Annotated in this window: 21 protein-coding genes; 12 read left to right on the forward strand and 9 right to left on the reverse strand. The window is 42.5% G+C overall.

Annotated features, from left to right (window positions below; genetic code table 11):
- The first annotated feature begins 30 nt into the window (after positions 1-30).
- From IQ236_RS10445 to IQ236_RS10460, 4 genes are all read left to right on the forward strand, one after another.
- Entirely contained in the window at positions 31-699 is a 669-nt protein-coding gene (locus IQ236_RS10445; protein WP_190515370.1) for a response regulator transcription factor, read from the forward strand.
- Positions 700-1,064: 365 nt separating this feature from the next.
- Positions 1,065-1,727 carry a FeoB small GTPase domain-containing protein gene (locus IQ236_RS10450; RefSeq protein WP_193869205.1) on the forward strand — a complete coding sequence of 221 codons (663 nt, stop codon included), beginning with the start codon at positions 1,065-1,067 and terminating at the stop codon, positions 1,725-1,727.
- A complete protein-coding gene (locus tag IQ236_RS10455; protein ID WP_193869206.1) occupies positions 1,657-3,120 on the forward strand; it encodes a ferrous iron transporter B in 1,464 nt (487 codons plus the stop codon). Before IQ236_RS10450 ends, IQ236_RS10455 begins: the two co-directional genes overlap by 71 nt.
- Positions 3,121-3,336: a FeoA family protein gene (locus IQ236_RS10460; RefSeq protein ID WP_190515365.1), complete on the forward strand. Its 216-nt coding sequence runs from the start codon at positions 3,121-3,123 to the stop codon at positions 3,334-3,336.
- 68 nt (positions 3,337-3,404) lie between these two features.
- Here IQ236_RS10460 and IQ236_RS10465 read toward each other — a convergent pair whose 3' ends face one another.
- From IQ236_RS10465 to murC, 4 genes are all read right to left on the reverse strand, one after another.
- A complete protein-coding gene (locus IQ236_RS10465) occupies positions 3,405-3,899 on the reverse strand; it encodes a low molecular weight protein-tyrosine-phosphatase (RefSeq protein ID WP_193869207.1) in 495 nt (164 codons plus the stop codon).
- 155 nt (positions 3,900-4,054) lie between these two features.
- The gene (locus IQ236_RS10470) at positions 4,055-4,402 is read right to left on the reverse strand and encodes a YbaB/EbfC family nucleoid-associated protein (protein ID WP_193869208.1); all 348 of its coding nucleotides are present in this window, start codon (positions 4,400-4,402) and stop codon (positions 4,055-4,057) included.
- 141 nt (positions 4,403-4,543) lie between these two features.
- Positions 4,544-5,506: a UDP-N-acetylmuramate dehydrogenase gene (murB, locus tag IQ236_RS10475; protein ID WP_193869209.1), complete on the reverse strand. Its 963-nt coding sequence runs from the start codon at positions 5,504-5,506 to the stop codon at positions 4,544-4,546.
- A gap of 52 nt (positions 5,507-5,558) precedes the next feature.
- Entirely contained in the window at positions 5,559-7,163 is a 1,605-nt protein-coding gene (murC, locus tag IQ236_RS10480) for a UDP-N-acetylmuramate--L-alanine ligase (protein WP_193869210.1), read from the reverse strand.
- Positions 7,164-7,525: 362 nt separating this feature from the next.
- Between murC and thrC the strand changes: the two genes are divergently transcribed.
- On the forward strand, positions 7,526-8,830 hold the full coding sequence (gene thrC / locus IQ236_RS10485) for a threonine synthase (protein ID WP_190515356.1): 1,305 nt from the start codon (positions 7,526-7,528) through the stop codon (positions 8,828-8,830).
- Positions 8,831-8,938: 108 nt separating this feature from the next.
- On the forward strand, positions 8,939-9,214 hold the full coding sequence (locus IQ236_RS10490) for a MoaD/ThiS family protein (RefSeq protein ID WP_193869211.1): 276 nt from the start codon (positions 8,939-8,941) through the stop codon (positions 9,212-9,214).
- Between the two features lie 86 nt (positions 9,215-9,300).
- Here IQ236_RS10490 and IQ236_RS10495 read toward each other — a convergent pair whose 3' ends face one another.
- The 4 genes from IQ236_RS10495 to IQ236_RS10510 form a co-directional block, all read right to left on the reverse strand.
- Positions 9,301-9,849, reverse strand: coding sequence for a hypothetical protein (locus IQ236_RS10495; RefSeq protein ID WP_193869212.1), 549 nt, complete (start codon positions 9,847-9,849; stop codon positions 9,301-9,303).
- A 212-nt stretch (positions 9,850-10,061) separates the two neighbouring features.
- Positions 10,062-11,852 carry a ribonuclease J gene (locus IQ236_RS10500; RefSeq protein WP_228041539.1) on the reverse strand — a complete coding sequence of 597 codons (1,791 nt, stop codon included), beginning with the start codon at positions 11,850-11,852 and terminating at the stop codon, positions 10,062-10,064.
- Positions 11,853-12,416: 564 nt separating this feature from the next.
- On the reverse strand, positions 12,417-13,301 hold the full coding sequence (gene dapA / locus IQ236_RS10505; protein WP_193869214.1) for a 4-hydroxy-tetrahydrodipicolinate synthase: 885 nt from the start codon (positions 13,299-13,301) through the stop codon (positions 12,417-12,419).
- 226 nt (positions 13,302-13,527) lie between these two features.
- A complete protein-coding gene (locus IQ236_RS10510; protein WP_193869215.1) occupies positions 13,528-14,565 on the reverse strand; it encodes an aspartate-semialdehyde dehydrogenase in 1,038 nt (345 codons plus the stop codon).
- Positions 14,566-15,076: 511 nt separating this feature from the next.
- Here IQ236_RS10510 and tig point away from each other — a divergent pair.
- The 6 genes from tig to IQ236_RS10540 all read left to right on the forward strand — a co-directional run bounded on the left by tig (position 15,077) and on the right by IQ236_RS10540 (position 21,439).
- Positions 15,077-16,480, forward strand: coding sequence for a trigger factor (tig, locus tag IQ236_RS10515; protein WP_193869216.1), 1,404 nt, complete (start codon positions 15,077-15,079; stop codon positions 16,478-16,480).
- A gap of 165 nt (positions 16,481-16,645) precedes the next feature.
- Positions 16,646-17,356, forward strand: coding sequence for an ATP-dependent Clp endopeptidase proteolytic subunit ClpP (gene clpP, locus IQ236_RS10520; protein WP_193869217.1), 711 nt, complete (start codon positions 16,646-16,648; stop codon positions 17,354-17,356).
- Between the two features lie 12 nt (positions 17,357-17,368).
- Positions 17,369-18,715, forward strand: coding sequence for an ATP-dependent protease ATP-binding subunit ClpX (gene clpX, locus IQ236_RS10525; RefSeq protein WP_193869218.1), 1,347 nt, complete (start codon positions 17,369-17,371; stop codon positions 18,713-18,715).
- 158 nt (positions 18,716-18,873) lie between these two features.
- Positions 18,874-20,145: a GH39 family glycosyl hydrolase gene (locus IQ236_RS10530; RefSeq protein WP_228041541.1), complete on the forward strand. Its 1,272-nt coding sequence runs from the start codon at positions 18,874-18,876 to the stop codon at positions 20,143-20,145.
- A 172-nt stretch (positions 20,146-20,317) separates the two neighbouring features.
- Positions 20,318-20,731 carry a Spy/CpxP family protein refolding chaperone gene (locus tag IQ236_RS10535; RefSeq protein ID WP_190515339.1) on the forward strand — a complete coding sequence of 138 codons (414 nt, stop codon included), beginning with the start codon at positions 20,318-20,320 and terminating at the stop codon, positions 20,729-20,731.
- Positions 20,732-20,803: 72 nt separating this feature from the next.
- The gene (locus tag IQ236_RS10540; protein ID WP_322744112.1) at positions 20,804-21,439 is read left to right on the forward strand and encodes a YqiA/YcfP family alpha/beta fold hydrolase; all 636 of its coding nucleotides are present in this window, start codon (positions 20,804-20,806) and stop codon (positions 21,437-21,439) included.
- Here IQ236_RS10540 and IQ236_RS10545 read toward each other — a convergent pair.
- Positions 21,428-22,345, reverse strand: a complete 918-nt coding sequence (locus tag IQ236_RS10545) for an Npun_R2821/Npun_R2822 family protein (RefSeq protein WP_193869221.1) — start codon at positions 22,343-22,345, stop codon at positions 21,428-21,430. The two genes, IQ236_RS10540 and IQ236_RS10545, sit on opposite strands and share 12 nt — an antisense overlap.
- Positions 22,346-22,387: the final 42 nt, after the last annotated feature.

Raw genomic sequence — 22,387 nt, forward strand, 5'->3', positions numbered from 1 at the left:
CCCCTGTCCCCCCATCTCTTCAGCGTCCCTATGCCCTTAACAATCTTAGTTGTTGATGATGATTTAGGGACTCGTCTCTCGATTAGTGATTACCTGGACATTTCCGGTTATTCAGTGATTGCCGCAGAGAATGGTCAGGAGGCACTGCGCCTGGTGGAGCAATATCAGCCCCACCTCATCGTCACAGATATTGCGATGCCTGAGATGGATGGCTATGAACTAATCAAGCGAGTCCGCGCTCGTCCTGTCTTTCGTCTGCTTCCGGTGATTTTTTTAACCGCTCATACCAGCACGAAAGAACGCATCCGAGGGTATCAATTAGGATGTGATAATTATTTACCCAAACCCTTTGAGTTGGAAGAGTTGGGGGTGGTGATTCGTTCTTTATTAGAGCGATCGCAATTAATTGAGTCTGAATGGCGAGTCCGTTTGGCCGATACGGTGATTGATGTCCCCGATATGGCTTTAGAACCTGTAGCGGTGAAGTCACAGCCAACCTTGGAGATTAGTCTAACCCAACGAGAACAGCAAGTGCTGGATTTATTAGCAGAAGGGCTGTCTAATATTGCCATTGGTGATCATTTACACCTTAGTCCCAGAACTGTAGAAAAGTATGTTAGTAGTTTATTCAGAAAGACCGATAGTAATAATCGGGCTGAGTTGATCCGGTTTGCTCTAAAACACAACTTGATTTCTTGACATTTTATAGTGATAAGTAATGATAGACTGCCTAGCGTTTACAGAGGTTGACAGGTTGACAGGTTGACAGGTTGACAGGTTGACAGGTTGACAGGCAAGATGCCTGTTCCACTATCACAAAATCACAATTTTCGGGAATTATTATAACAATTCTCTAGGATTCTTAAAAATATTTACAGTTCTTCACTCGTTTTGTTCGAGATTGGTTCTATAATTCACCTATAGAACTTATACACGCAGCAAGATCTCTCTTCGCTTGCGAGGGAGGACGCTCCCACTGTTGAGCTTCAATGCCGAAAGCAAAATAAGCGAAATCAACGAAATCGGGTGTAAGCTAAATATTTATTCATTTGGAACTCAATATTATGGAATGTCACAAATGTTCCGCCCACTGTTCAAGTCACTCTCCCCAGTTTTTGCCTAAATTCTTGAGAAAATATCTCAAGAAACAACCGGAAAAATTGACAGAACCCCACAAAATCCCCAAAATTGCCTTAGTTGGAATGCCAAATGTCGGTAAAAGCGTTGTCTTTAACGGCTTAACGGGGACTTATGTTACCGTTTCTAACTATCCAGGGACAACGGTAGAAGTCTCACGGGGAGAAATTAAATTGGGTAATACCCCGATTACCGTTGTGGATACCCCTGGAATGTATTCTTTAATTCCAATTACTGAAGAAGAAAAAGTATCCAGAGATTTATTAATGAACGAATGGTTTGATTTAGTCGTTCATGTTGTGGATGCTAAAAATTTAAGTCGAATGTTACCCCTAACCTTTCAACTGATGGAAACCGGTTTACCTGTGTTACTCGCTATCAATATGATGGATGAAGCCAAACAATTAGGGTTAGGGATTGAAACTGAAGATTTAGAAAGAAAATTAGGTATCCCCATTGTCACAATGGCCGCCGCTTTAAACCAAGGATTACGCCAGTTAAAACAAAGGATTGTAGACCATGTTGAGTCCCGTGATTTATCCGCAACCCATCGAGAGCGCTATCACGCAAATCGAGTCTCTATTTTCTGAAGATTCTCTCCCCAATTGGGTTGATAATTATGCCATTTCTCGGCGAAGTTTAGCGTTATTACTGCTGCAAAAAGATCCCAACCTTTGGCAATTGCTTCAACAGGATCAACAACGATATCAAGAGGTAGAAATAATTCTGACAACAACCCAAAATCAATTAAAAGAACCTGTTTCTACCGCCATCGCCCACACTCGCCAAGAACAAGCCTGGAACCTAGAAAAAGACGTTGTTTCTGAACCTTCCCAGGAAAAAACTCTATTCACTGAAAAACTCCATCAAATTACCGTTAATCCGATTACTGGATTTCCAATTTTATTGATTATTTTGTATTATGGAGTTTATAAATTTGTTGGAGAATTTGGGGCGGGAACCTTAGTTGATCTGATTGAAACCTTCTTTGAACAACAGATTAATCCCGTTGTTAATCAGATAACAGCCTTAATTTTTCCTTGGGAACCGATACAGGATTTAATCGGAAATGACTATGGGATTATTACCTTGGGAATTCGCTATGCGACCGCAATCGTTTTACCCGTTGTTGCTACGTTCTTTTTAATGTTTTCCCTGTTAGAAGATAGCGGTTATTTACCCCGATTATCTCTGATGTTAGACCGGGTATTCAAATCCATTGGATTATCAGGACGGTCTGTAATTCCAATTGTTTTAGGGTTTGGGTGTGATACGATGGCAACGATGGTAACGCGCACCTTAGAAACTAATCGAGAACGATTAATTGCGACTTTTTTACTGTCCTTAGCGATTCCCTGTGCGGCACAATGGGGCGTAATTGTGGGATTATTATCCCAAAAACCAATGGCATTAATCGCTTGGGCTGTATTTTTAACGGTTATTTTCTTGGTGATGGGGTTTTTAACTTCAAAACTCCTCCCTGGAAAACCGGCGGGATTTTATATGGAAATTCCGCCGTTAAGAATTCCTAAATTTAGAAATATTGTGATCAAAACTTGGGTGCGAATGAAGTGGTATTTTTATGAAATTTTACCTTTATTTATTTTTGCATCCGTGTTAATCTGGTTGGGACGATTAACGGGGTTATTTGATATCTTAGTTCGCGGGTTAGAACCGATTAGCTTAAGTTTAGGACTTCCCTCGGAAGCAGCACCAATTTTCTTATATGGCTTTTTCAGACGAGATTATGGGGCGGCGGGATTATTTGATATGCAGCAACAGGGGATTTTTAATGGAAATCAACTGTTTATTGCCGCCATTGTGTTGACGTTGTTTTTACCTTGTATTGCTCAATTACAAATGATGTTGAAAGAACGAGGAACCCTAACAACAATATTAATGACTTCCTTCATCTTTCCCTTTGCATTTCTTGTTGGGTACTGCACTAACTTAGCGTTAAATATTTTAGGAGTAAGTTTTTAAATGATGGCATTATCATCGGTTAAAACGGGAAAAACAGGAATCATTTCTTGCTTAAAAACAGAGGATGAAGCCTTAATGAGAAAGTTAATGGCCTTGGGAATTATGCCCGGAATTAATATTCAATTAGAGCAGAAGTTCCCTTCCTATATTATTAAAATTGGTAGAACTCGTGCGACCTTAGACCAAGAGACGGCAGAACGAATTTATATTCAGTAGAAGAATTTTTTACCGCCTTTCTATCAGTATTTGTCAGAATAGTTAGGACAAAGACTGAGGCAGCAAACCTAGGCGGTGAAATCTTTTAATCCTTGCTCTTGAATCACAAATTCTAACAATCCAGCACAAGAATCTAATAATAAATCAATCACCTGATTAAATCCTTCTGCTCCCCCATAATAGGGATCTGGAACCTCTTTTAGGGTGTGATGACGACAAAACTCACACATTAATTTAACTTTATGGCGATATTTCCCTGATGGATCAAGATAGAGAATATTTTGATAATTGTCTTGATCCATTGCTAAGATTAAATCAAAGTGTTCAAAATCATCTCGTTTAAATTGACGCGCTTTTCCGGTCATTTTAATTCCCCGTTGGTTTGCCGCTTGGGTCATGCGTCGATCTGGGGGATTGCCAATATGATAACTTGAGGTTCCGGCGGAATCACAAATAATGCGATCGCTCAAATTTGCCTGATCAATTAAATGATTCATAATATTCTCAGCCGACGGAGAACGGCAAATATTACCCAGGCAAACAAAGAGGAGTTTGTAAGGCATAAGTTAAAAATAAAGTTAAAAATAAAGTTAAAAAATGAGGAGTTAGAAGCCGTAGAGAAGCCACCTGTGAGATTTGTAGCTTAGTCAAAAGGCAGGTTTTTAACTGTTCTCCGCGTCTTCTCCCCCTCGATTCTTTCTCCCTTGTCCTTGAGACTTTAACCTAATCCAGGTAAATTCAAACCTCCTGTCAGTTCTTCCATCCGTTCCCGCATCGTCTTCGTAGAGTTTACATAGGCTTCTTGCATGGCAACGAGAACCAGATCAGAAAGGACATCAGCACCTTCTCCTAAGACATCCGGTGAAATTTCGACCCGACGGGGTTCTTGGTTTCCACTTAAGTAAACCTTGACCAAGCCTCCTCCAGCTTCCCCAAGAATTTCCAACTCATCAAGCTCTTCTTGAAGCTTTTTCGCTCCCTCTTGAACCTGCTGCGCCTTTTTGAAGGCATCAGCGAGTTCTTTCATTTTGCCTAGACCAAAACCAAATCCTTTATCTTGTGTCATAGTTTGTTCCTGTAGCGCCGAGAACGCCTTGAATATTGATTAAAGTGAACCGCAGACAGGTAAGCTATAGTAGCATTTTTTGGGGCTGATTAACTGCATCCTGGGGGAAGAAATTACCCCCAACCGGATCAAACATAAAGATTAACAAACTTGAAATTCACCCATAATTTTAACCTCCGGTTCTAATAAAAACGACCACTGCCGTTCAACTTGTTCTTGAATATGACGAATTAACGAAAAGATATCGTTCGCCGTTGCTCCCCCACAATTGAGAATAAAATTGGCGTGGCGTTCAGCAACTTGAGCTTGGCCAATGGTATAGCCTTTTAAACCTGTTTGTTCAATCAGCCAACCCGCCGCTTTCGGGCCAGGATTGCGAAAAACACTGCCACAACTCGGTAGATGATAAGGTTGATTATCGCGACGGTGATTAAAATGAGCCGTTGTATCCGCTAGAACCTTCTGGGGATCATGACCCGGTTCTAACTGGAAGGTGGCTTGAGTCACAAACCGATCACCTCCTTGTAAAATCGAGGTTCGATAACGATAGGCTAGATCTTTAGGGGTGAGGAGTTGTAAGTCTCCAGCCCTCGATAGAACGTGAGTATTAACTAAAATATCTGCGGTACAGGATTTATGAGCACCTGCGTTCATAACCACCGCACCACCGATGGTTCCAGGGATACCCACAGCCCACTCCAACCCTCGCCATCCCAAACGAGCCGCTTTCCAAGCCAAACGAGGCAGGGAACTGCCAGCCCCAGCCGTGAGTAACCCAGCTTCTACATCAAACTGGGCATGACGTAAATGGCGAGTTGCAATCACTAATCCCGACAACCCTTGATCACTAATCAGTAAATTTGATCCGGCGCCGAGTAGGGTGATGGGCAATCCTTCAGTATTGGCCCAACTCAGGGTTTCTTGGAGTTGTTCTACCCCTTTAGGTGCGACATACCACTCGGCGGGCCCTCCAACCCGAAAGGATGTCAAGGTGGTTAAAGGAACTAAAGATTGAATCAAACAGTCTGTTTCCGGTAAGACTATGCAGCGTGGAACTTTGCAATTCGTTTGACCGGGAGAGTCATAAGAAAGTGTCATGACCATATCGAAATGAATACCTTAGAACTTGGATGTAAATCACCGATTGACTATCAACTCAATCCAAAAGGGCGTGTTGGCACTCTGGCTCTATCCCACCAGTATTTGGGGAAGTCTGATAAAATGCCATGACTTCTGGAATAATTTTGTTGAGGTTGCCCGCACCGAGAAACAGAACTAAATCACCCGGTTGCAATAGTTGTGCTAAACCGATCTTCAGGGCTTCCATCGACGGTTGATATAACACTTGAGGATGGTAATTGGCAATCAAGTCTGCTACGATGAGCCCGTCAATTTCCCAAAGATTAGGTTCCCCAGCACTATAAATCTCGGTGAGAACAACAACATCAGCGTCACTAAAACACTGAGCAAAATCTTGCAGAAAGGCATGAGTTCGACTATACCGATGGGGTTGAAAAATCGCAACAATACGCTGAAGGTGAGGTTGAGTGTTTAAGGTGCTTTCTTGCATCCGAAGCCGGGCAGCGGCGAGGGTGACGCGGATTTCGCTGGGATGATGGGCATAATCGTCTACAAACAAGATGTTGTTATGACACCCTCGGTACTCAAAACGACGTTTGGCTCCTTCAAATTCCGCTAATGCCTTGGCTATGACGGAAAACTCCATTCCTAACTGGCGTCCTACCGCAATCGCAGCTAAGGCATTGCTGAGATTATGCTGCCCTAGCAATTTTAACTCTAGCTCTCCCAAGAAACTGCCTTTTTCCACAATTTGAGCATAGATACCATTGGGTCTATATTGGATGGCTTTGGCGGTGTAATCAGCTTCTGTGTGAGGATTCAGGCTGTAGGTAATACTGGGTTGAATTTGATCCCGTACGATTGCACAATCGATACAACCCACTAGGGTTTTACAGTTTGTATCAAAAACTTTAAAAGTATTGATTACTTGGTCTAGGGTTTCATAGTGATCGGGATGGTCTAACTCAATATTGGTAATTACGCCGATTTGAGCCGTAATTTTGACCAGGGAACCATCGGATTCATCGGCTTCAGCTACCATATAAGGCCCCTGACCCATACGAGCATTCCCTTCCCACGCATCCACTTCTCCCCCAACTAGAATTGTGGGATCAAGACCTGCGTTGAGCAACATGAAGGCAATCATACTGCTGGTGGTGGTTTTTCCATGGGTTCCAGCCACAGCAATACTTTGGTAATCTTGAATCAGTGCGGCTAGTAAATCGGAACGATGGAAAATCGGACAACCTAACTCTAAAGCCGCTTGATATTCGGAGTTCCCCGCATGGATGGCAGTAGAACAAATCACCTGGGGTAATTCTAGCGACCGTTTGGTCTGGCCATTAGAATTCAAAGTTTCCGCTTGAATGACGGAAGCAGACCGGGAGTTCAATCCATTTTCACAGACTGATAACTCTACTCCTCGTGACCTTGGGGAACTGGGTTTGGGATTCCCTTCATCTAGGGATTGTTTAATGTACTCAAAGTTGCTTGCATCTTGATGACAAAAGATTTGAGCGCCTAACGCTTGTAAGCGTTGAGTAATATGGCTACGTTGAATATCGGAGCCATAAATGGGTAGCTTTCGCTTCGCTAGGATGTAGGCGAGGGCTGACATTCCAATCCCACCAATCCCGATGAAGTGAAATGGCCTGCCAGTGAAATCAACAGAACTCGGCATCGATCACTCCTTATCACACCACACCACACCAATAACACGCGATATCATATCAAGAATTGTTTTTTACCGATACTCCTCAGCCAACATTTCTTAGATGGTGTTTTAGGTTAACATCTTTAGATTTTAGGTTAATTGAGTTCTCTCAGTAGTTGTATACTATATACCCCCTGAGTTCAGAAATCACCGGAGTCTCACTAAATCAATGAAGGGATTCAGGAGACGGAGCGGTGAATCTTGACCAGAAATTGTTCAACTCGATTTTAATCCCGACAAAAATAGTCGGGTATGATTGACGGCTATTTGTAGACTGTGATACTTTGTTTTCAACATTCCAGTATCGGATTTTCAGTGGAGGACAGGTCATGACTCAGGCAACCACCAACAACTTAAACTTAACCGGGGCGACTTTTGACAAACTCAAATGTAAAGAGTGTGGCGAAGAATACGCCCCCGAAGCCAAGCACGTTTGTGAAGTGTGTTTTGGCCCCCTAGAAGTTCAATATAACTATGACCTGCTCCGCCAAACCGTGACTCGCGCTACCATTGAAGCTGGCCCTAACTCCATTTGGCGTTATCGCAAGTTTCTTCCTGTCGCTACTGAGAATGTGATTGATGTTGGAACCGGAATGACCCCCCTGATTAAGTCAGAACGGTTAGCCCGTCGCCTGGGTTTGAAAAATCTTTATATTAAAAACGATGCTGTGAATATGCCCACCCTGAGTTTTAAAGATCGGGTGGTGTCCGTTGCTCTGAGTCGGGCTAGAGAATTAGGCTTTTCGACCGTTTCCTGCGCCAGTACCGGAAATTTAGCCAACTCCACCGCCGCCATTGCTGCAAGAGCGGGTCTGGACTGTTGTGTGTTTGTCCCGGCAGACTTAGAAGCGGGTAAAATTTTAGGAACCTTAATCTACAATCCGATTTTAATGGCCGTTAAAGGCAATTATGATCAAGTTAATCGCCTGTGTTCAGAAGTGGCGAATACTCATGGTTGGGGCTTTGTGAATATTAACCTGCGTCCCTACTATTCTGAAGGATCAAAAACCCTTGGCTATGAAGTGATTGAACAACTGGGCTGGAAATTACCCGACCATGTTGTCGCTCCTATTGCTTCCGGTTCCCTGTTTACCAAAATTCATAAAGGTTTTCAAGAATTCGTCAAAGTCGGTTTAGTGGATGACAAACCCGTGCGTTTCAGTGGAGCACAAGCAGAAGGTTGTTCTCCAGTGGCTTCTGCTTTTAAAGAAGGACGAGATTTTATTACTCCGGTTAAACCCAATACCATTGCTAAATCCATTGCCATTGGCAATCCTGCTGATGGAGTTTATGCGGTTGAATTAGCGAACAAAACCAACGGAAATATTGAATGCGTCAACGATGAAGAAGTCATTCAAGGGATTAAATTATTAGCGGAAACGGAAGGAATTTTTACCGAAACCGCAGGGGGAACCACGATTGCCGTCTTGAAAAAATTGGTAGAAGCGGGTAAAATTGACCCTGAAGAAACCACCGTTGTTTATATTACAGGCAATGGCTTAAAAACCCAAGAAGCCGTGCAAGGGGATGTCGGTGAACCCTTAACCATTGAACCGAAATTAGAAAGTTTTGAACGGGCGATTGAACGGGCTCGCACTTTAGATCGTCTGGAATGGCAACAAGTGTTAGTTTAGCCTTTAAGGTGTTAGACCCAAACTTGCCTACAATATCCAAGCAGTAGAGGCGTTCTTGGAAACGTTTCTACTGACCTAAAACCATTCATTTGTAGTTTGATTGAACCTATGACTGTTAAAGTTTTAATTCCCACACCCCTGCAAAAATTCACCAACAATGAAGCCGTAATTGAGTGTGAAGCTTCTAATATTTCGGAATTAATTAATTCCTTAGAAACCCAATGTCCAGGGATTAAGAAAAGTCTCTGTGATGATGAGGGAAAACCCCGTAAATTTTTGAATTTTTATGTCAATAGTGAAGATATTCGCTTTTTAGAAGGGGCAAACACTGAACTTAAAACAGGAGATGAAGTCAGTATTGTTCCGGCGGTGGCGGGAGGTTAATTGGGTTTAATATTAATAGATATTTTTTAGGACATGATTCACACCATGTCCTTGTTTTATACTATAAAAATTGAGGATTAATATGATCATGCAGATTGATACTCCCCAAAGCCATTGTCGCTAGACTGCATTAACAAACCTTGAGCAAACTGTTGAACATAATCATTAAATCGCTGAGAACTTAACACATCCGTCATCTGCATCGCCCATTGATTTAAACCCGCTACTAAATTGATCAGTTCCGACTTTTCGTTTACAGAATTGAGTTCACCGAGATACTTAGAATTTAAAAGCGTCTCTAAATCTAGTAAAATTTTTTGGCAAAAACAGATCATTTTATCTAAATATAACCGAATGCGGTTAAGAGCCAAACTATTAGAATTGGTTTGATTAATTGTTTCTATCACCCGATAACAATTGTTTTCTAAACAGTGGGCTGCATCTTGAATCAGTGTGATATATTCTACCGGGGACTTAGCAACTTTCTTTTCTTGGGTCAAAGCGACTTGGAGCAAATAAGATGAGGAAGCAATAATAGAGGCGGAAGTTCTTAAATAATGATGAATTTCTGTTGTAATATCCTGAACTGTGGTAAAATCCCTATCCAAATTTAACACTAGATTTAACGGTAGCATAAGTTGGGTTCTCCTGAATTAACTGAATACCATCATCAGTGATTAACCCGAAAAACCCAGTGAAATAAATCTCTCAATTTCCATGATTTTGATCACAATGTCCTGGGGTATCAGTACATTTACTTAGGATTTAAGAAAAATTTCCCCTCGCCTTGGAGGAGAGGGGGTTAGGGGGAGAGGTCACAAACCCAGTTTCTGAAGAATTTCTAAGTCTAAGACGCGACTCGTGCGGTACTGCGAGGACGACGACGACCCGTTACTTTTGCTGAAGTTTCTTGTTCTCCTTCAGGGGTTTGTACTAATAACACTAACAAAGGGTTACTGGGAATTTCTCGACGCAAAACACGCTGAATAGAACGTTCAATTTGAGTCTTTAACCCTTCCCAATCAATTTCCTTCGTTTCCGTACCAAATGTACGGGCGAATTCTGTCCAACGTTCCGTTAAAACATTCTCAATAGTTTGGCTTAATTGTTGTTGAATAGAACCTTGGTCAACACTATTCACGACCCCTTTCAAATGAATTTCAGGTCTTGCTAATAACTTACCATCAGTTCCAACCGCCGCCGCTACAGTAACAACTCCTTCTTCTGCTAATTGACGTCGTTCTTTCATGGTTTCATCTTTAACAACGCCAGAGCGAGAGGAGTCTACGGGTTCAATTCCGGCTTGAACTTTATCGGCAATCCGAATCGATTCTTTGGTTAATTCTACCACAAAACCGTTATCAATTAACACCATATTTTCGGGGGGAATTCCCATACTTTGAGCCGTCTTTTGGTGTTGAACTAACATCCGGTGTTCTCCATGAACCGGAACAAAGAATTTCGGACGAGTTAAGGCTAACATTAATTTCTGATCTTCTTGGCATCCATGACCGGAAACATGAATTCCTTTCTCCCGACCATAAATCACATTTGCCCCCTGCATCATCAATTTATCAATGGTATTGACGACTGCAATCGTATTACCGGGAATTGGGTTCGCTGAGAAGACAACGGTATCGCCTTTTTTAATCCCAATTTGACGGTGGGCACCTTCAGCAATTCGGGTTAATGCAGATAACGGTTCCCCTTGAGATCCGGTTGTTAAAATCAGCAATTTATCATCGGGAATGCCATTAATTGAATTCAAAGGGACAAACAACCGATCTTCACATTTGACATAGCCTAACGTCCGAGCGTGAGCAATTACGTTTAACATAGATCGACCCACCACCGACACTAATCGACCTTGCTTTTGGGCAATATTTAAAATGATATTCAGACGGTGAACCGAAGAAGCAAAAGTAGTGACTAAAATTCGACCCTGAGCTTGGGCAAAAATTCGTTCTAAATTGGGATAAACGGAACTTTCAGAAGGCGTAAAGCCTGGGATTTCAGCGTTTGTGGAGTCACTTAATAAACAGTGAACGCCTTTTTCTCCATATTCGGCTAACCGTTGGAAATCAAAAAATTCTCCATCTACCGGAGTATGATCAATTTTAAAATCTCCCGTATGAATCACCACACCAACAGGGGTCGTAATCGCAACAGTAAAACTATCAGCAATGGAGTGGGTATTCCGAATATATTCGACCAAGAAATATTTTCCAATTCTCACCATTTCACGGGGACGAACGGATCTTAATTCTGTGCGTTCTGCAACTCCGGCTTCTTCTAATTTTCCTTGTAACAATGCCATCGCTAATCGAGGGCCATAAATCACCGGAACTTCAAATTGTTTGAGGTGAAAGGGAATACCACCAATATGATCTTCATGGCCGTGAGTGACAATCATGCCTTTAATTTTTTCCCGGTTTTCCCGTAGATAGGTCACATCCGGTAAAACAATATTAACGCCGTGCATTCCATCCGTTGGAAACGCTAACCCGGCATCTAAAATCACAATTTCATCTTCATATTCAAACACACAGGTGTTTTTTCCAATTTCATGTAATCCCCCTAAAGGAATAATTCTCAGAGCCCCGGAGTTAAACACAGGAGTGGAAGGTTCTGAAGTCATAGCAGAGGTTCTTTTTCTAATAATTGGGGTGTTACCGGTTCTCATCATGCTGATTCTTTCCTTTTTTTTGTTAATGGTTTACCAATGAAATAAGGGCTGAATTTAAGAATTTCCAGAATTTACAGGATCCCTCGTGATTACTTGATAAATTCTGTCAATTCTGTTCAGTATTTAGTTGTCAGAAACCTAGAAAACTTTGCCAGGATTTAAGGACCGTTTAGGATGGGGACAAAACATCGCTGATCATCGTTATTCATTCTATAAATCCTGCTCATTTTTTGTAGGGGGGTTATGGGACGAAAGGGAATTGAAAATCAGAGCGATCAAGAATAGAAAATCGGAAATCCAAAATTCTGTGCTGCTCCTACGGTCGGATCAGGGGACTGTTTTTCTATTCCTTCGGGTTCCCTGTTCCCTGTACAGACGTGCCTGGGCGGAGCCATGCCGTAAGGCTTTTGGCGCGTCTCTATGTATCAAACGTTTCTACAGATTGATCTGGTTTTTTCAGCCGTAGATCGTTAAACCCTCCTTACAGAACCCATCGCTACAAACTGATCGAAACTATCAGATAAGATTTAACTGACTCAGCACGTCCTTTAATGTGTTGGTGACTTCCACGCTTGGATCATACAAAGGTAAACGGGTTGATCCCACGTTCCAGCCTTGCAAATTGAGTGCTATTTTCACGGGGATCGGGTTTGCTGTTAGAAACAAGGCTTTAAACAACCCAAATAACCGGATATGGATCTCGGTTGCCACTTGCACTTGGCCTGCTTCAAAGGCTTGTATCATTTCTTGGAGTTGCCTTCCCACCAAATGACTAGCAACACTGACCACCCCCGAACTGCCAACGGCTAACATCGGTAAAGTTAACGAATCATCCCCAGAGTAGATCTTAAATTCAGAAGGTGTCAACCGTCGCACCTGGCTCACTTGTTCTAAATTGCCACTCGCTTCCTTAATCGCCACAATATTCGGAATCTCCGCTAAACGTGCCACTGTTTCCGGCAGGAGATTCTGTCCAGTGCGTCCCGGTATATTGTAAAGCATTATCGGCAAATCGGGACTCGATTGAGCGATCGCTTGGAAATGACGATACAAACCCTCTTGGGGAGGTTTATTGTAATAGGGGACAACCTGTAAACTGCCATCTAATCCCAGTTTAGCCGCCTTTTGAGTCGCATGAATTGCCTCTTGGGTGCAGTTTGATCCCGTTCCCGCGATCACCTTGGCTTTTCCGAACACAGCCTTCTGCACGACTTGAAACAACTCGTGTTCTTCATCCCAAGTCAAGGTCGGAGATTCTCCCGTTGTTCCGCACACAACAACAGCATCCGTTCCTTGCTCTACTAGATGGGCGGCTAACTGTTCCGCCACTGTGTAATTCACACTACCGTCTTCATGAAACGGCGTAACCATTGCCGTTATAACTCTTCCAAAACTTACCATTTGTCTTCTATCAGTTATCTTGTATCCTACATGAGTCATCTCTCTCAGGTCTCAGGTTTCAGGTTCTAGGTTTCACCCGAAGAAGTGTCTGTCCTGACCCTATCTCCTCCTCCTGCCGTGCTTCGGGATCGCTCCCGGTTCACCCCCTACTCCCCCTGTACCCTTATCCTCTTCCTGACACCCTAATTAACAGGCAAGATGCCTACTTAACAGGCAAGATGCCTACTTAACAGGCAAGATGCCTGTTCCACGGGAGTTGTTTTTCCACTAATAATTCAGCAATTTGCACGGCGTTTAACGCTGCACCCTTGCGGATTTGGTCGCCACAAAGCCACAATTCTAAACCACAGGGATGAGACAAATCCTGACGAATGCGACCCACTAATACCGGATCACGGCCACTGGCATCAATGGGCATAGGGAAATAGTTTGCCGTCCAGTCTTCCACCAGTTGCACTCCCGGCGCTGTGCTGAGAATATCCCGTGCTTTTTCCACACTGAAGGGCTGCTCAAATTCTAAGTTAACCGCTTCGGAATGGGCGCGTAATACGGGAACCCGCACACAAGTTGCCGAAATCCTCAGATCATTCACCCCAAAAATTTTCCGGGTTTCGTTGATCATTTTCATTTCCTCTTCACAATACCCTAACTCATTAATGGGGGTGTTGTGGGGGAAGAGATTAAATGCTAACGGATAGGGAAAAATTTCCGTTTTCGGTGTTTCTCCGGCTAAAATAGCGGACGCTTGTTGCTTCACTTCCTCCATAGCTCTGGCCCCGGCCCCACTGGCAGATTGATAGGTGGAAATCACCATCCGACGAATCGGTTGTGCCTGATATAACGGCCAAATCGCTACCGTCATTAAAATCGTCGTGCAGTTGGGGTTAGCAATAATCCCTTTGTGGTTGTTAATCGCCTCTGGGTTGACTTCAGGGACAATTAAGGGCACATCTGGGTTCATGCGGAAGGCACTGGAGTTATCGACCATCACCGCTCCGGCTGCCACTATCTTTGAGGCCCATAGCTTAGAAGTAGATCCTCCGGCGGAGGCTAACACAATATCAACATTGTGAAACGACTCCTCCGATACAACTTCAACGGGTAAAGTTTCCCCTTTAAAAGGTAATGAGGTTCCTGCTGAACGAGGCGAAGCTAATAATTTTAACTCGGCTACTGGAAAATTCCGACTTTCCAGGAGTTCCATTAACTCCGTCCCCACAGCACCCGTCGCCCCTAAAATGGCAACTCGATATGAATTTGACAAAATTTTAACCTCCGTAATCAAAAACTCGCAATTTTAATAAATTGAAATTTTTATAGCCAACAAAATGTTTAGGGTATCGATTCATTTATGGGGAGGCTTAACCTCCCTTCTTCATTGTAGTTTAGCCGTTCTCATTCTTCCCAAAACGGAACAGAATCTAACGAACGGGTACACAAGGGCGCATAATCAGTTACGATCACTCTTTAAGTACACAACTGGATTTCTAGCAATCTTAACTTGCTAACCCCAGATTATAGTTCCCCCGCGAGTGAAATGTGTGGGGGTATTTAATTCAGAATATCACGATTGTCAGCACCCTGCGCTGAAGCGACGGGGCTACACGCGGAGCGCAGGCTACGCGCCAACGTGCCTCACCTTCAGTGATAGTTGACCCTAGAAATAGGTGTTAGGAGACAACCAGATCTCCACCGAGGGGCAACCATACCCCTCTACCCCGAAAGGGGAAATGTAAAGCCGTCCTAGAAGGACGGGGTTTCTACCCATGTTTCTGATGAAAGTAACCCAGGAAAAACTTCCCGCAAGTCAAATTGGATTGGACATTGAGATTACACCGGAAATGTCTAAAAACGCCTATGAACAAGTGGTTCAGCGTATGAGCCGTTCGGTGAATATTCCTGGGTTCCGCAAAGGCAAAGTGCCTCGCCACATTCTCATCCAGCGCTTGGGCCAGGAACGCATTAAGGCTGCCGCCTTGGATGATTTAATGAACCAGTATTTACCTAAAGCTGTTGAACAAGAGAACATTCAAGCGATTGGCAGCTTTGAACCCCGGGGCGAGATTGATGACCTGCTCCAGCAATTTGAACCCGGAAAAACCCTGACCATTCAAGTAGCTGTGGATGTCGAACCCGAAGTCAAACTGGGTCAATACAAAGGCTTAAGCGTGCAAGCAGAAGAAGCTAAGTATGACCCCGAACAGGTGGAACAGGTCTTAAAACGGGAACAGGAAAAAAGAGCAACGTTAATTCCGGTTGAAGGTAGACCTGCCCAAGAGGGAGATGTGGCGTTTGTCGATTTTCAAGGGTACTTTGCCCAAGAGTCTGAAGAAGCGGAACCCAAAGAAATTCCGGGCGCTAAAGGCGATAATTTTCAGGTGGAATTACAGGAAGGGCGGTTTATACCGGGTTTTGTCGAGGGGATTTTTGGCATGAACCCTGGAGAAACCAAAACCTTAAATCTGAGATTTCCTGATGAATATGGGGATGAAGACGTTGCTGGAAAGGATGCGACCTTTACCATTACGTTGAATGAACTCAAAGAAAGAGAACTGCCCGAATTAGATGATGAGTTTGCTGAAGAAGTCAGCGAATTTTCGACTTTAGCGGAACTGCGAGAATCTTTAGAAAAACGATTTCAAGGGGAAAAAGATGAGAAAACCAAAGCCAATAAACGCAAAGCGTTAGTCGATGCGTTGGTGGAAACCCTGGAAGTTGATTTACCCGAAACCCTGATTCGTCAAGAAGTTGACCGACTGATTACTCAACAGGTGATGCAGTTGAGCAATATGGGGTTGGATGTGAAACGGTTATTCACTGGTGAAATGGTGCCTCGTTTACGAGAACAAGCTCGTCCAGAAGCAATTGATGCGTTGAAGCGTTCCTTAGCTTTAAAAGCTATTGCTGAACAGGAATCTTTAACCGTTACGGATGAAGAAATTCAAGCCGAAGAAGCTAAGGTTCTCAAAGAACTAGAAGGTCAAGATGTTGACCCCAAACGGTTACGCGCCTTTGTCACTGAAGATTTACTTCAGAACAAAACCTACACTTTGCTGGAAGAACACGCCACCATTGAGTTAGTTCCTGAAGGAACGTTAACACCTTTAGAAGACGAAGAGGAACTCGAAGACGAAGAGGAAGAAGAGGACGAAGAACTCGACACTAAAGAGGAAGAATAGTATTGAACAGGGGGAGTAGGGGCTGGGTTTCCCAGCCCTCTACTGACACCTGACACCCTACTTAACAGGCAAGATGCCTGTTCCACAGACCTCAAGTTAAGGCATAATAGATCAAAACGAGTATTCTTTTGATCCCCGAAAACAATTAAGGTTTAGAAAAAAGCAATGATATTTTCTGAGTCTTCCCAATACCGCATTCATAACTATTCCCATCACGGGGTCATAAGCGATACCCATTTGGAAACCCAGTCTCCGAGTAATATTGTCCCGATTGTGATTGAACAGTCTGGCATGGGGGAACGGGCTTTTGACCTTTATTCCCGTCTGTTGAGAGAACGGATTATTTTTCTGGGAACACCCATTGATGATGATGTGGCGAATGCCCTCACGGCCCAGATGTTGTTCTTGGAAGCCGAAGACCCAGAAAAAGATATCCAAATTTACATTAACTCTCCGGGGGGTTCTGTCACCGCAGGGATGGCGATTTTTGATACCATGCAGCAAATCCGCCCGGATATTGTCACCATCTGTTATGGACTCGCGGCAAGTATGGGGGCTTTTCTGTTAGCAGCAGGAACCCCTGGTAAACGGATGTCTCTGCCCAGTTCTCGAATTATGATTCACCAACCTTTAGGGGGAGCACAAGGGCAAGCAGTAGACATTGAAATTCAAGCCAAAGAAATTCTGTATCATAAGCGTATTCTCAATGAGTTACTGGCTGAACATACAGGTCAACCCATTGAACGCATTCAGGAAGATACCGAACGGGACTTCTATATGTCTGCTGAAGATGCGAAAGAATATGGTCTAATAGATAAGGTGATCTCCAGCACCCAAAGTCTTCCGATTCCCGGAGAGTCTGTTCCCGCAACCTAAGATGAGGCAACTATGTCTAAGTACGACTCCCATCTAAAATGTTCTTTCTGTGGCAAATCCCAGGAGCAAGTTCGCAAGTTAATTGCAGGGCCAGGTGTCTATATCTGCGATGAATGTGTGGAGCTATGTAATGAAATTTTAGATGAGGAGTTATTTGACAGTAGTTCGGCAGCAGCACCCTCTCCTTCGGCTCGCCCCCAATCGGCCCCACCTCCCCAAAGACGGCAACGGACGGGACGAGTGGCCTTAAATCAAATTCCTAAACCGAGAGAAATTAAATCCTATCTGGACTCACACGTTATTGGTCAAGATGAGGCAAAAAAAGTTCTCTCGGTTGCTGTTTATAACCACTATAAACGTTTGGGATTTGTGCAAACGAAAGCCGCCGGACGACCAACCGAAGATAATGTGGAGTTACAAAAATCAAATATTCTCTTAATTGGCCCCACCGGATGTGGGAAAACCCTATTGGCGGAAACCTTGGCCAAAATGCTTGATGTACCGTTTGCGGTTGCTGATGCGACAACGTTAACGGAAGCGGGCTATGTGGGGGAAGATGTAGAAAATATTCTGTTGCGGTTGTTACAGGTTGCCGATTTTGATGTGGAAGAAGCGCAACGGGGAATTGTTTATATTGATGAAATTGATAAAATCGCCCGGAAGAGTGAAAATCCCTCGATAACACGGGATGTATCCGGGGAAGGGGTACAACAAGCCCTGTTAAAAATGTTAGAGGGAACCATTGCCAATGTCCCCCCCCAAGGTGGACGCAAACATCCTTATCAAGATTGTATTCAAATTGATACCAGTAATATCCTGTTTATCTGTGGTGGCGCCTTTGTGGGGTTAGATAAACTGGTGGATCAGAGAACGGGTAAAAAGTCAATGGGGTTTGTCCAGCCCGGAGAAGGGCAAGGGAAAGACAAACGCACTGTTGATGCCCTCAAACGCATGGAACCGGATGATTTAGTCAAATTTGGGTTAATTCCTGAATTGATTGGTCGGATACCGATGGTAGCTGTCTTAGAACCCTTAGATGAAGATGCGTTGGTGGCTATTTTAACGGAACCTCGCAGTGCATTAGTCAAACAATATCAAAAATTACTGCGGATGGATAATGTGCAGTTAGAATTTGATGAAGATGCCTTAAGAGCGATCGCTCAGGAAGCCTATCGTCGCAAAACAGGCGCGAGAGCGTTACGGGGAATTGTTGAAGAATTAATGTTAGATGTGATGTATGAAATTCCCTCGCGTAAAGATTTAAAACGCTGTCGAGTTACACGGGAAATGGTAGAAAAACGATCAACCGCGGAGTTATTATTACATCCTTCTTCTTTACCTAAACCGGAATCAGCTTAATCAGTTATCAAGTATCCGCATCATCAGTTATCAGTGATCAGTTAAGAGTTTTTAAGTCATAGTTTATCATGCCATTAAACCGATTAAATTCATTGCATCTCAGGATCAGAAAACCTCAATTCAAACTCAAAAAAATTATCCCGGTTTTTATTGGTCTATTGGCATTGTTCAGTGTTTTAGGAATAGGACAGTTTCAGGTTTTAGGACAACAACAAAATAATATTACGATTGATTTTGCAGCCCCAAGAACCGGAATTAGTTCCGCCAGTGGCTTTTTATATGGAAAAAATGCCACTCAACCGCCAGATAATATGATTAAGCCCTTACAACCTAAATTGTGGAGGACATCACAACTCGATTTGTATCCGCGAGTCATTGCCTTGGGGGCTCAATTTCAATTAATTTTAAGTGATACCTGGGGCTATGGCGCACCGAGAGGATGGCCCTATGATAATTATGCGAAATGGGAAGAACACGTTCGACAAATTGCCCGACAACATAAAGATAAAGTTATATTATGGGATGTTTGGAACGAACCCGACTTAAGAGATCCCTTTTGGAAAGGTACAAGAGAACAATTTTTTCAAACCTATAAACGAGCTTACCAAGTATTACGTCAAGAATTAGGCCCCAATGTGATGATTGGTGGCCCTAGTATCGCTAAATATGATCAAAATTTCCTCACAGCTTTTTTAAATTATTGCAAAGCTAATAATTTAGAAGTCAATTTTTTATCGTGGCATGAACTTAATGATCAAGATATTACCTCGATTGCGGCTCGAATCAATAACGCTCGTCGAAGTTTACAACAAAATCCCCAATATCAAAGTTTAAAAATCCAAAAAATTTATGTCAATGAAATTATTGGCCCTACAGCCCAATATCGACCTGCGGAAATTTTAGGATATCTTTACTATACGGAATTGGGACGGGCTGATGGAGCAGCAAAAGCTTGCTGGGAGCCAGTCAACAATACCAGTGGAACAAACAATTGTTTTAATAATAGTTTAGATGGTTTGGTAACACCCGATCAGTCCTTACCCAGAGCCGCTTGGTGGGTGTATAAAGCCTATGCAGATGGTTTTAACTCACGGGTTCTGAGTCAGGCAGATAACCCTAAAATTGTTGCCTTAGCGAGTCGTTCTAATAGTGAAAAAAAAGCTCAAATTGTGTTTGGTTATTTTGAACAAGCCTTTTCTGCACCGACGGCTGGAGTCACCTTAGTTCTGAAAAATTTACAACAATTGAATTTAGCGAACTCCAGTGGAAATTTAACGCTGAGAGTACAACGAATTCCTGACTCTGGGGAACAAGTCATTAAAGAATTAGTCACACTCCGACAGGATAATGTTGCAGTCAGCAATCAAGTGGTAAGACTAACGATTCCTAATCTTCAGCTTCACGAAGCTTACTTACTCACGATTAGCTAACTCAGATTATGGATTTCGGCGTAGTCGAGGGGTCTAGCCTGAGAACTTTTTAGCAAGCTATCAGTCATTAATTGAAGAACCGATTACAATCAGATATAACTTTTTTTCAGGTACTATTATGTTCCTCCGTCATCCGATTTCACTTACTCTAGGCACAATCTTGGGGTTGTCAATGACTACTCTGTTCGCCGGTTCAACTCCTGGGATGGCTGAAGCGTTAGCGCAAGGCCAAGGAAATCAACCCCCCATGAATCAGCGTTCAGGCCAACTTATGAATGCGCTGAATCCTACCCCTGAACAACAGCAGCAACTCCAAGGGATTCGCCAGGAATATCAGGGAAAAATGCAGCAACAGCAACAACAAATGCGTCAGATTCAAAAAGAATTAAATGAGTTGATGTCAGGAAATGCCTCAGAAAGTCAAATCCGTCAAAAGCATGATCAGCTAATGGTTTTGAAACAACAAATGGGACAACTTCAGTTTGATATGATGTTGAAAATGCGAGAAGTTTTAACCCCAGAACAACGCAGTCAACTAGCGGATTTGATGCAAGAACGTCGTCAAAATTCTCGTCGCGATCGCTAAAATTTGGAAAAAGGGGCTAAACTTCTAAGGGATAAAATCAGAAATCCAATCACTGATAGGGATGGAATGAAGATGGCAACTTACATCTATTTACATGGGTTTGCATCTAGCCCTTTTTCCACAAAAGCTCAATATTTGCGCGATCGCTTTGTATCTGTTGATATTAATTTAAACATTCCTGATTTGAATCAAGGGGATTTTTCCCATTTAACTTTAACTCGACAACTCCAACAGATTGAATCAGAACTTTTTCCATCTGCTTCTCCCTGTGTGGTGATCGGATCAAGTTTTGGGGGATTAACAGCAGCTTGGTTAGCGGAAAAAAATTTATCGGTTGAACAATTAATTTTACTCGCTCCTGCTTTTAATTTTTTATCAGAATGGGTTCTGAAATTAGGAACAGAAAAATTAAAGCAATGGAAAAACCAAGGGGATTTATCCATTTATCATTATGCAGAAAAACGAAATTTACCCTTGCATTATCAATTTATTGAGGATTTATCTCAATATTCGGATCAACAGTTACAGTGCGAAATTCCGACCTTAATAATACATGGAATTCATGATGATGTTATTTCAATTCAAGCCAGTCGGAATTATTCAGCCCAACGTCCTTGGGTAAAATTAGTGGAAATGGAGAGTGATCATAGTTTAGAAAATGTATTAGAGAAAATTTGGCATGAAATTCAGAGATTTTTAAAAGAATGATTGAAATTTATTTTTAAGTTTTAGGATGGTTTTTTGAAAAGGATTTTGACTCGGTTGAGATTGAGGTAAAGTATCAGGTTTGGGTTCGTGTAAATAGCGATAATGTTCCCAAATATCCCAATAAGGACATCCCGGTTCAATCCGAATTCCAGCCCAATGAAGATATTGCAGAGGTTGATTAACTTTGGTATCAATTAATCGATAGCCATCCTGTTGAAAATGTTTGCTTCCTGCCCAATTTCCGGGGCCTTTATTTTCTCCTAAGACTAAATTAAATCGCCGTTTAACCCGCTTCAAAATCATATAATTAATGATAGGTTGGTCTGACGTTTTTTGAGAAAAATCAAAATATTCTGGGTGGGCTGCACATTCGGCAAAGGTTTCATATAAATCCTGTTCTGAAATTAGGTTTTTCTTAGAAGCCCACCAGCCTCCATTAAACATATCTTTTAATTCTTCTGGGCTAAATACATTGTAAATTTCGGGTGTAAAAACGTTGGTTAATCCGCCAGCGTGTTGATAATCACAACAGAGAAAATCATAGTTTGAAAAATAATTAAGATTGTCAATTATTTTTTCAAAAACAACAATATCGGTATCAATATATAAGAATTCATCAAACGGCCCAAACCAGCAAGCTTGCTTGCGAAATTGATTAGGACGGGCAAAGAATTTTTCTCCAAAAATTTGTTGAAGTTTGATGGAGAGTCGTTCAATAAAGTCTAAATCTTCATACACTTGTACACCATAATCTCGTTGTAAACGTTCAGCAACTTGATGGTAATTGTTATCATAGGGAATCAAAACAACAGGGGTTTCGTTATCGTAAGCGCGGATACTATTCAGTAAAGCGATCGCTTGATCTGTAAATTTATCGTTAGCCGTAATATAAATCCCACGAGTCATAAAAATGCCCTCAATTTCATAAAAAGAAACCAGAAAAAGATG

The organism is Planktothrix mougeotii LEGE 06226 (genome assembly GCF_015207485.1).
Taxonomy (GTDB): Bacteria; Cyanobacteriota; Cyanobacteriia; order Cyanobacteriales; family Microcoleaceae; genus Planktothrix.

Excerpts from the sequence above, each read along its gene's own strand:
- IQ236_RS10445 (WP_190515370.1), top strand. The coding sequence starts at position 31 with ATGCCCTTAACAATCTTAGTTGTTGATGATGATTTAGGGACTCGTCTC.
- IQ236_RS10450 (WP_193869205.1), top strand. The coding sequence starts at position 1,065 with ATGGAATGTCACAAATGTTCCGCCCACTGTTCAAGTCACTCTCCCCAG.
- IQ236_RS10455 (WP_193869206.1), top strand. The coding sequence starts at position 1,657 with ATGTTGAGTCCCGTGATTTATCCGCAACCCATCGAGAGCGCTATCACG.
- IQ236_RS10460 (WP_190515365.1), top strand. The coding sequence starts at position 3,121 with ATGATGGCATTATCATCGGTTAAAACGGGAAAAACAGGAATCATTTCT.
- IQ236_RS10465 (WP_193869207.1), bottom strand. The coding sequence starts at position 3,899 with ATGCCTTACAAACTCCTCTTTGTTTGCCTGGGTAATATTTGCCGTTCT.
- IQ236_RS10470 (WP_193869208.1), bottom strand. The coding sequence starts at position 4,402 with ATGACACAAGATAAAGGATTTGGTTTTGGTCTAGGCAAAATGAAAGAA.
- murB (WP_193869209.1), bottom strand. The coding sequence starts at position 5,506 with ATGGTCATGACACTTTCTTATGACTCTCCCGGTCAAACGAATTGCAAA.
- murC (WP_193869210.1), bottom strand. The coding sequence starts at position 7,163 with ATGCCGAGTTCTGTTGATTTCACTGGCAGGCCATTTCACTTCATCGGG.
- thrC (WP_190515356.1), top strand. The coding sequence starts at position 7,526 with ATGACTCAGGCAACCACCAACAACTTAAACTTAACCGGGGCGACTTTT.
- IQ236_RS10490 (WP_193869211.1), top strand. The coding sequence starts at position 8,939 with ATGACTGTTAAAGTTTTAATTCCCACACCCCTGCAAAAATTCACCAAC.
- IQ236_RS10495 (WP_193869212.1), bottom strand. The coding sequence starts at position 9,849 with ATGCTACCGTTAAATCTAGTGTTAAATTTGGATAGGGATTTTACCACA.
- IQ236_RS10500 (WP_228041539.1), bottom strand. The coding sequence starts at position 11,852 with ATGACTTCAGAACCTTCCACTCCTGTGTTTAACTCCGGGGCTCTGAGA.
- dapA (WP_193869214.1), bottom strand. The coding sequence starts at position 13,301 with ATGGTAAGTTTTGGAAGAGTTATAACGGCAATGGTTACGCCGTTTCAT.
- tig (WP_193869216.1), top strand. The coding sequence starts at position 15,077 with ATGAAAGTAACCCAGGAAAAACTTCCCGCAAGTCAAATTGGATTGGAC.
- clpP (WP_193869217.1), top strand. The coding sequence starts at position 16,646 with ATGATATTTTCTGAGTCTTCCCAATACCGCATTCATAACTATTCCCAT.
- clpX (WP_193869218.1), top strand. The coding sequence starts at position 17,369 with ATGTCTAAGTACGACTCCCATCTAAAATGTTCTTTCTGTGGCAAATCC.
- IQ236_RS10535 (WP_190515339.1), top strand. The coding sequence starts at position 20,318 with ATGACTACTCTGTTCGCCGGTTCAACTCCTGGGATGGCTGAAGCGTTA.
- IQ236_RS10540 (WP_322744112.1), top strand. The coding sequence starts at position 20,804 with ATGGCAACTTACATCTATTTACATGGGTTTGCATCTAGCCCTTTTTCC.
- IQ236_RS10545 (WP_193869221.1), bottom strand. The coding sequence starts at position 22,345 with ATGACTCGTGGGATTTATATTACGGCTAACGATAAATTTACAGATCAA.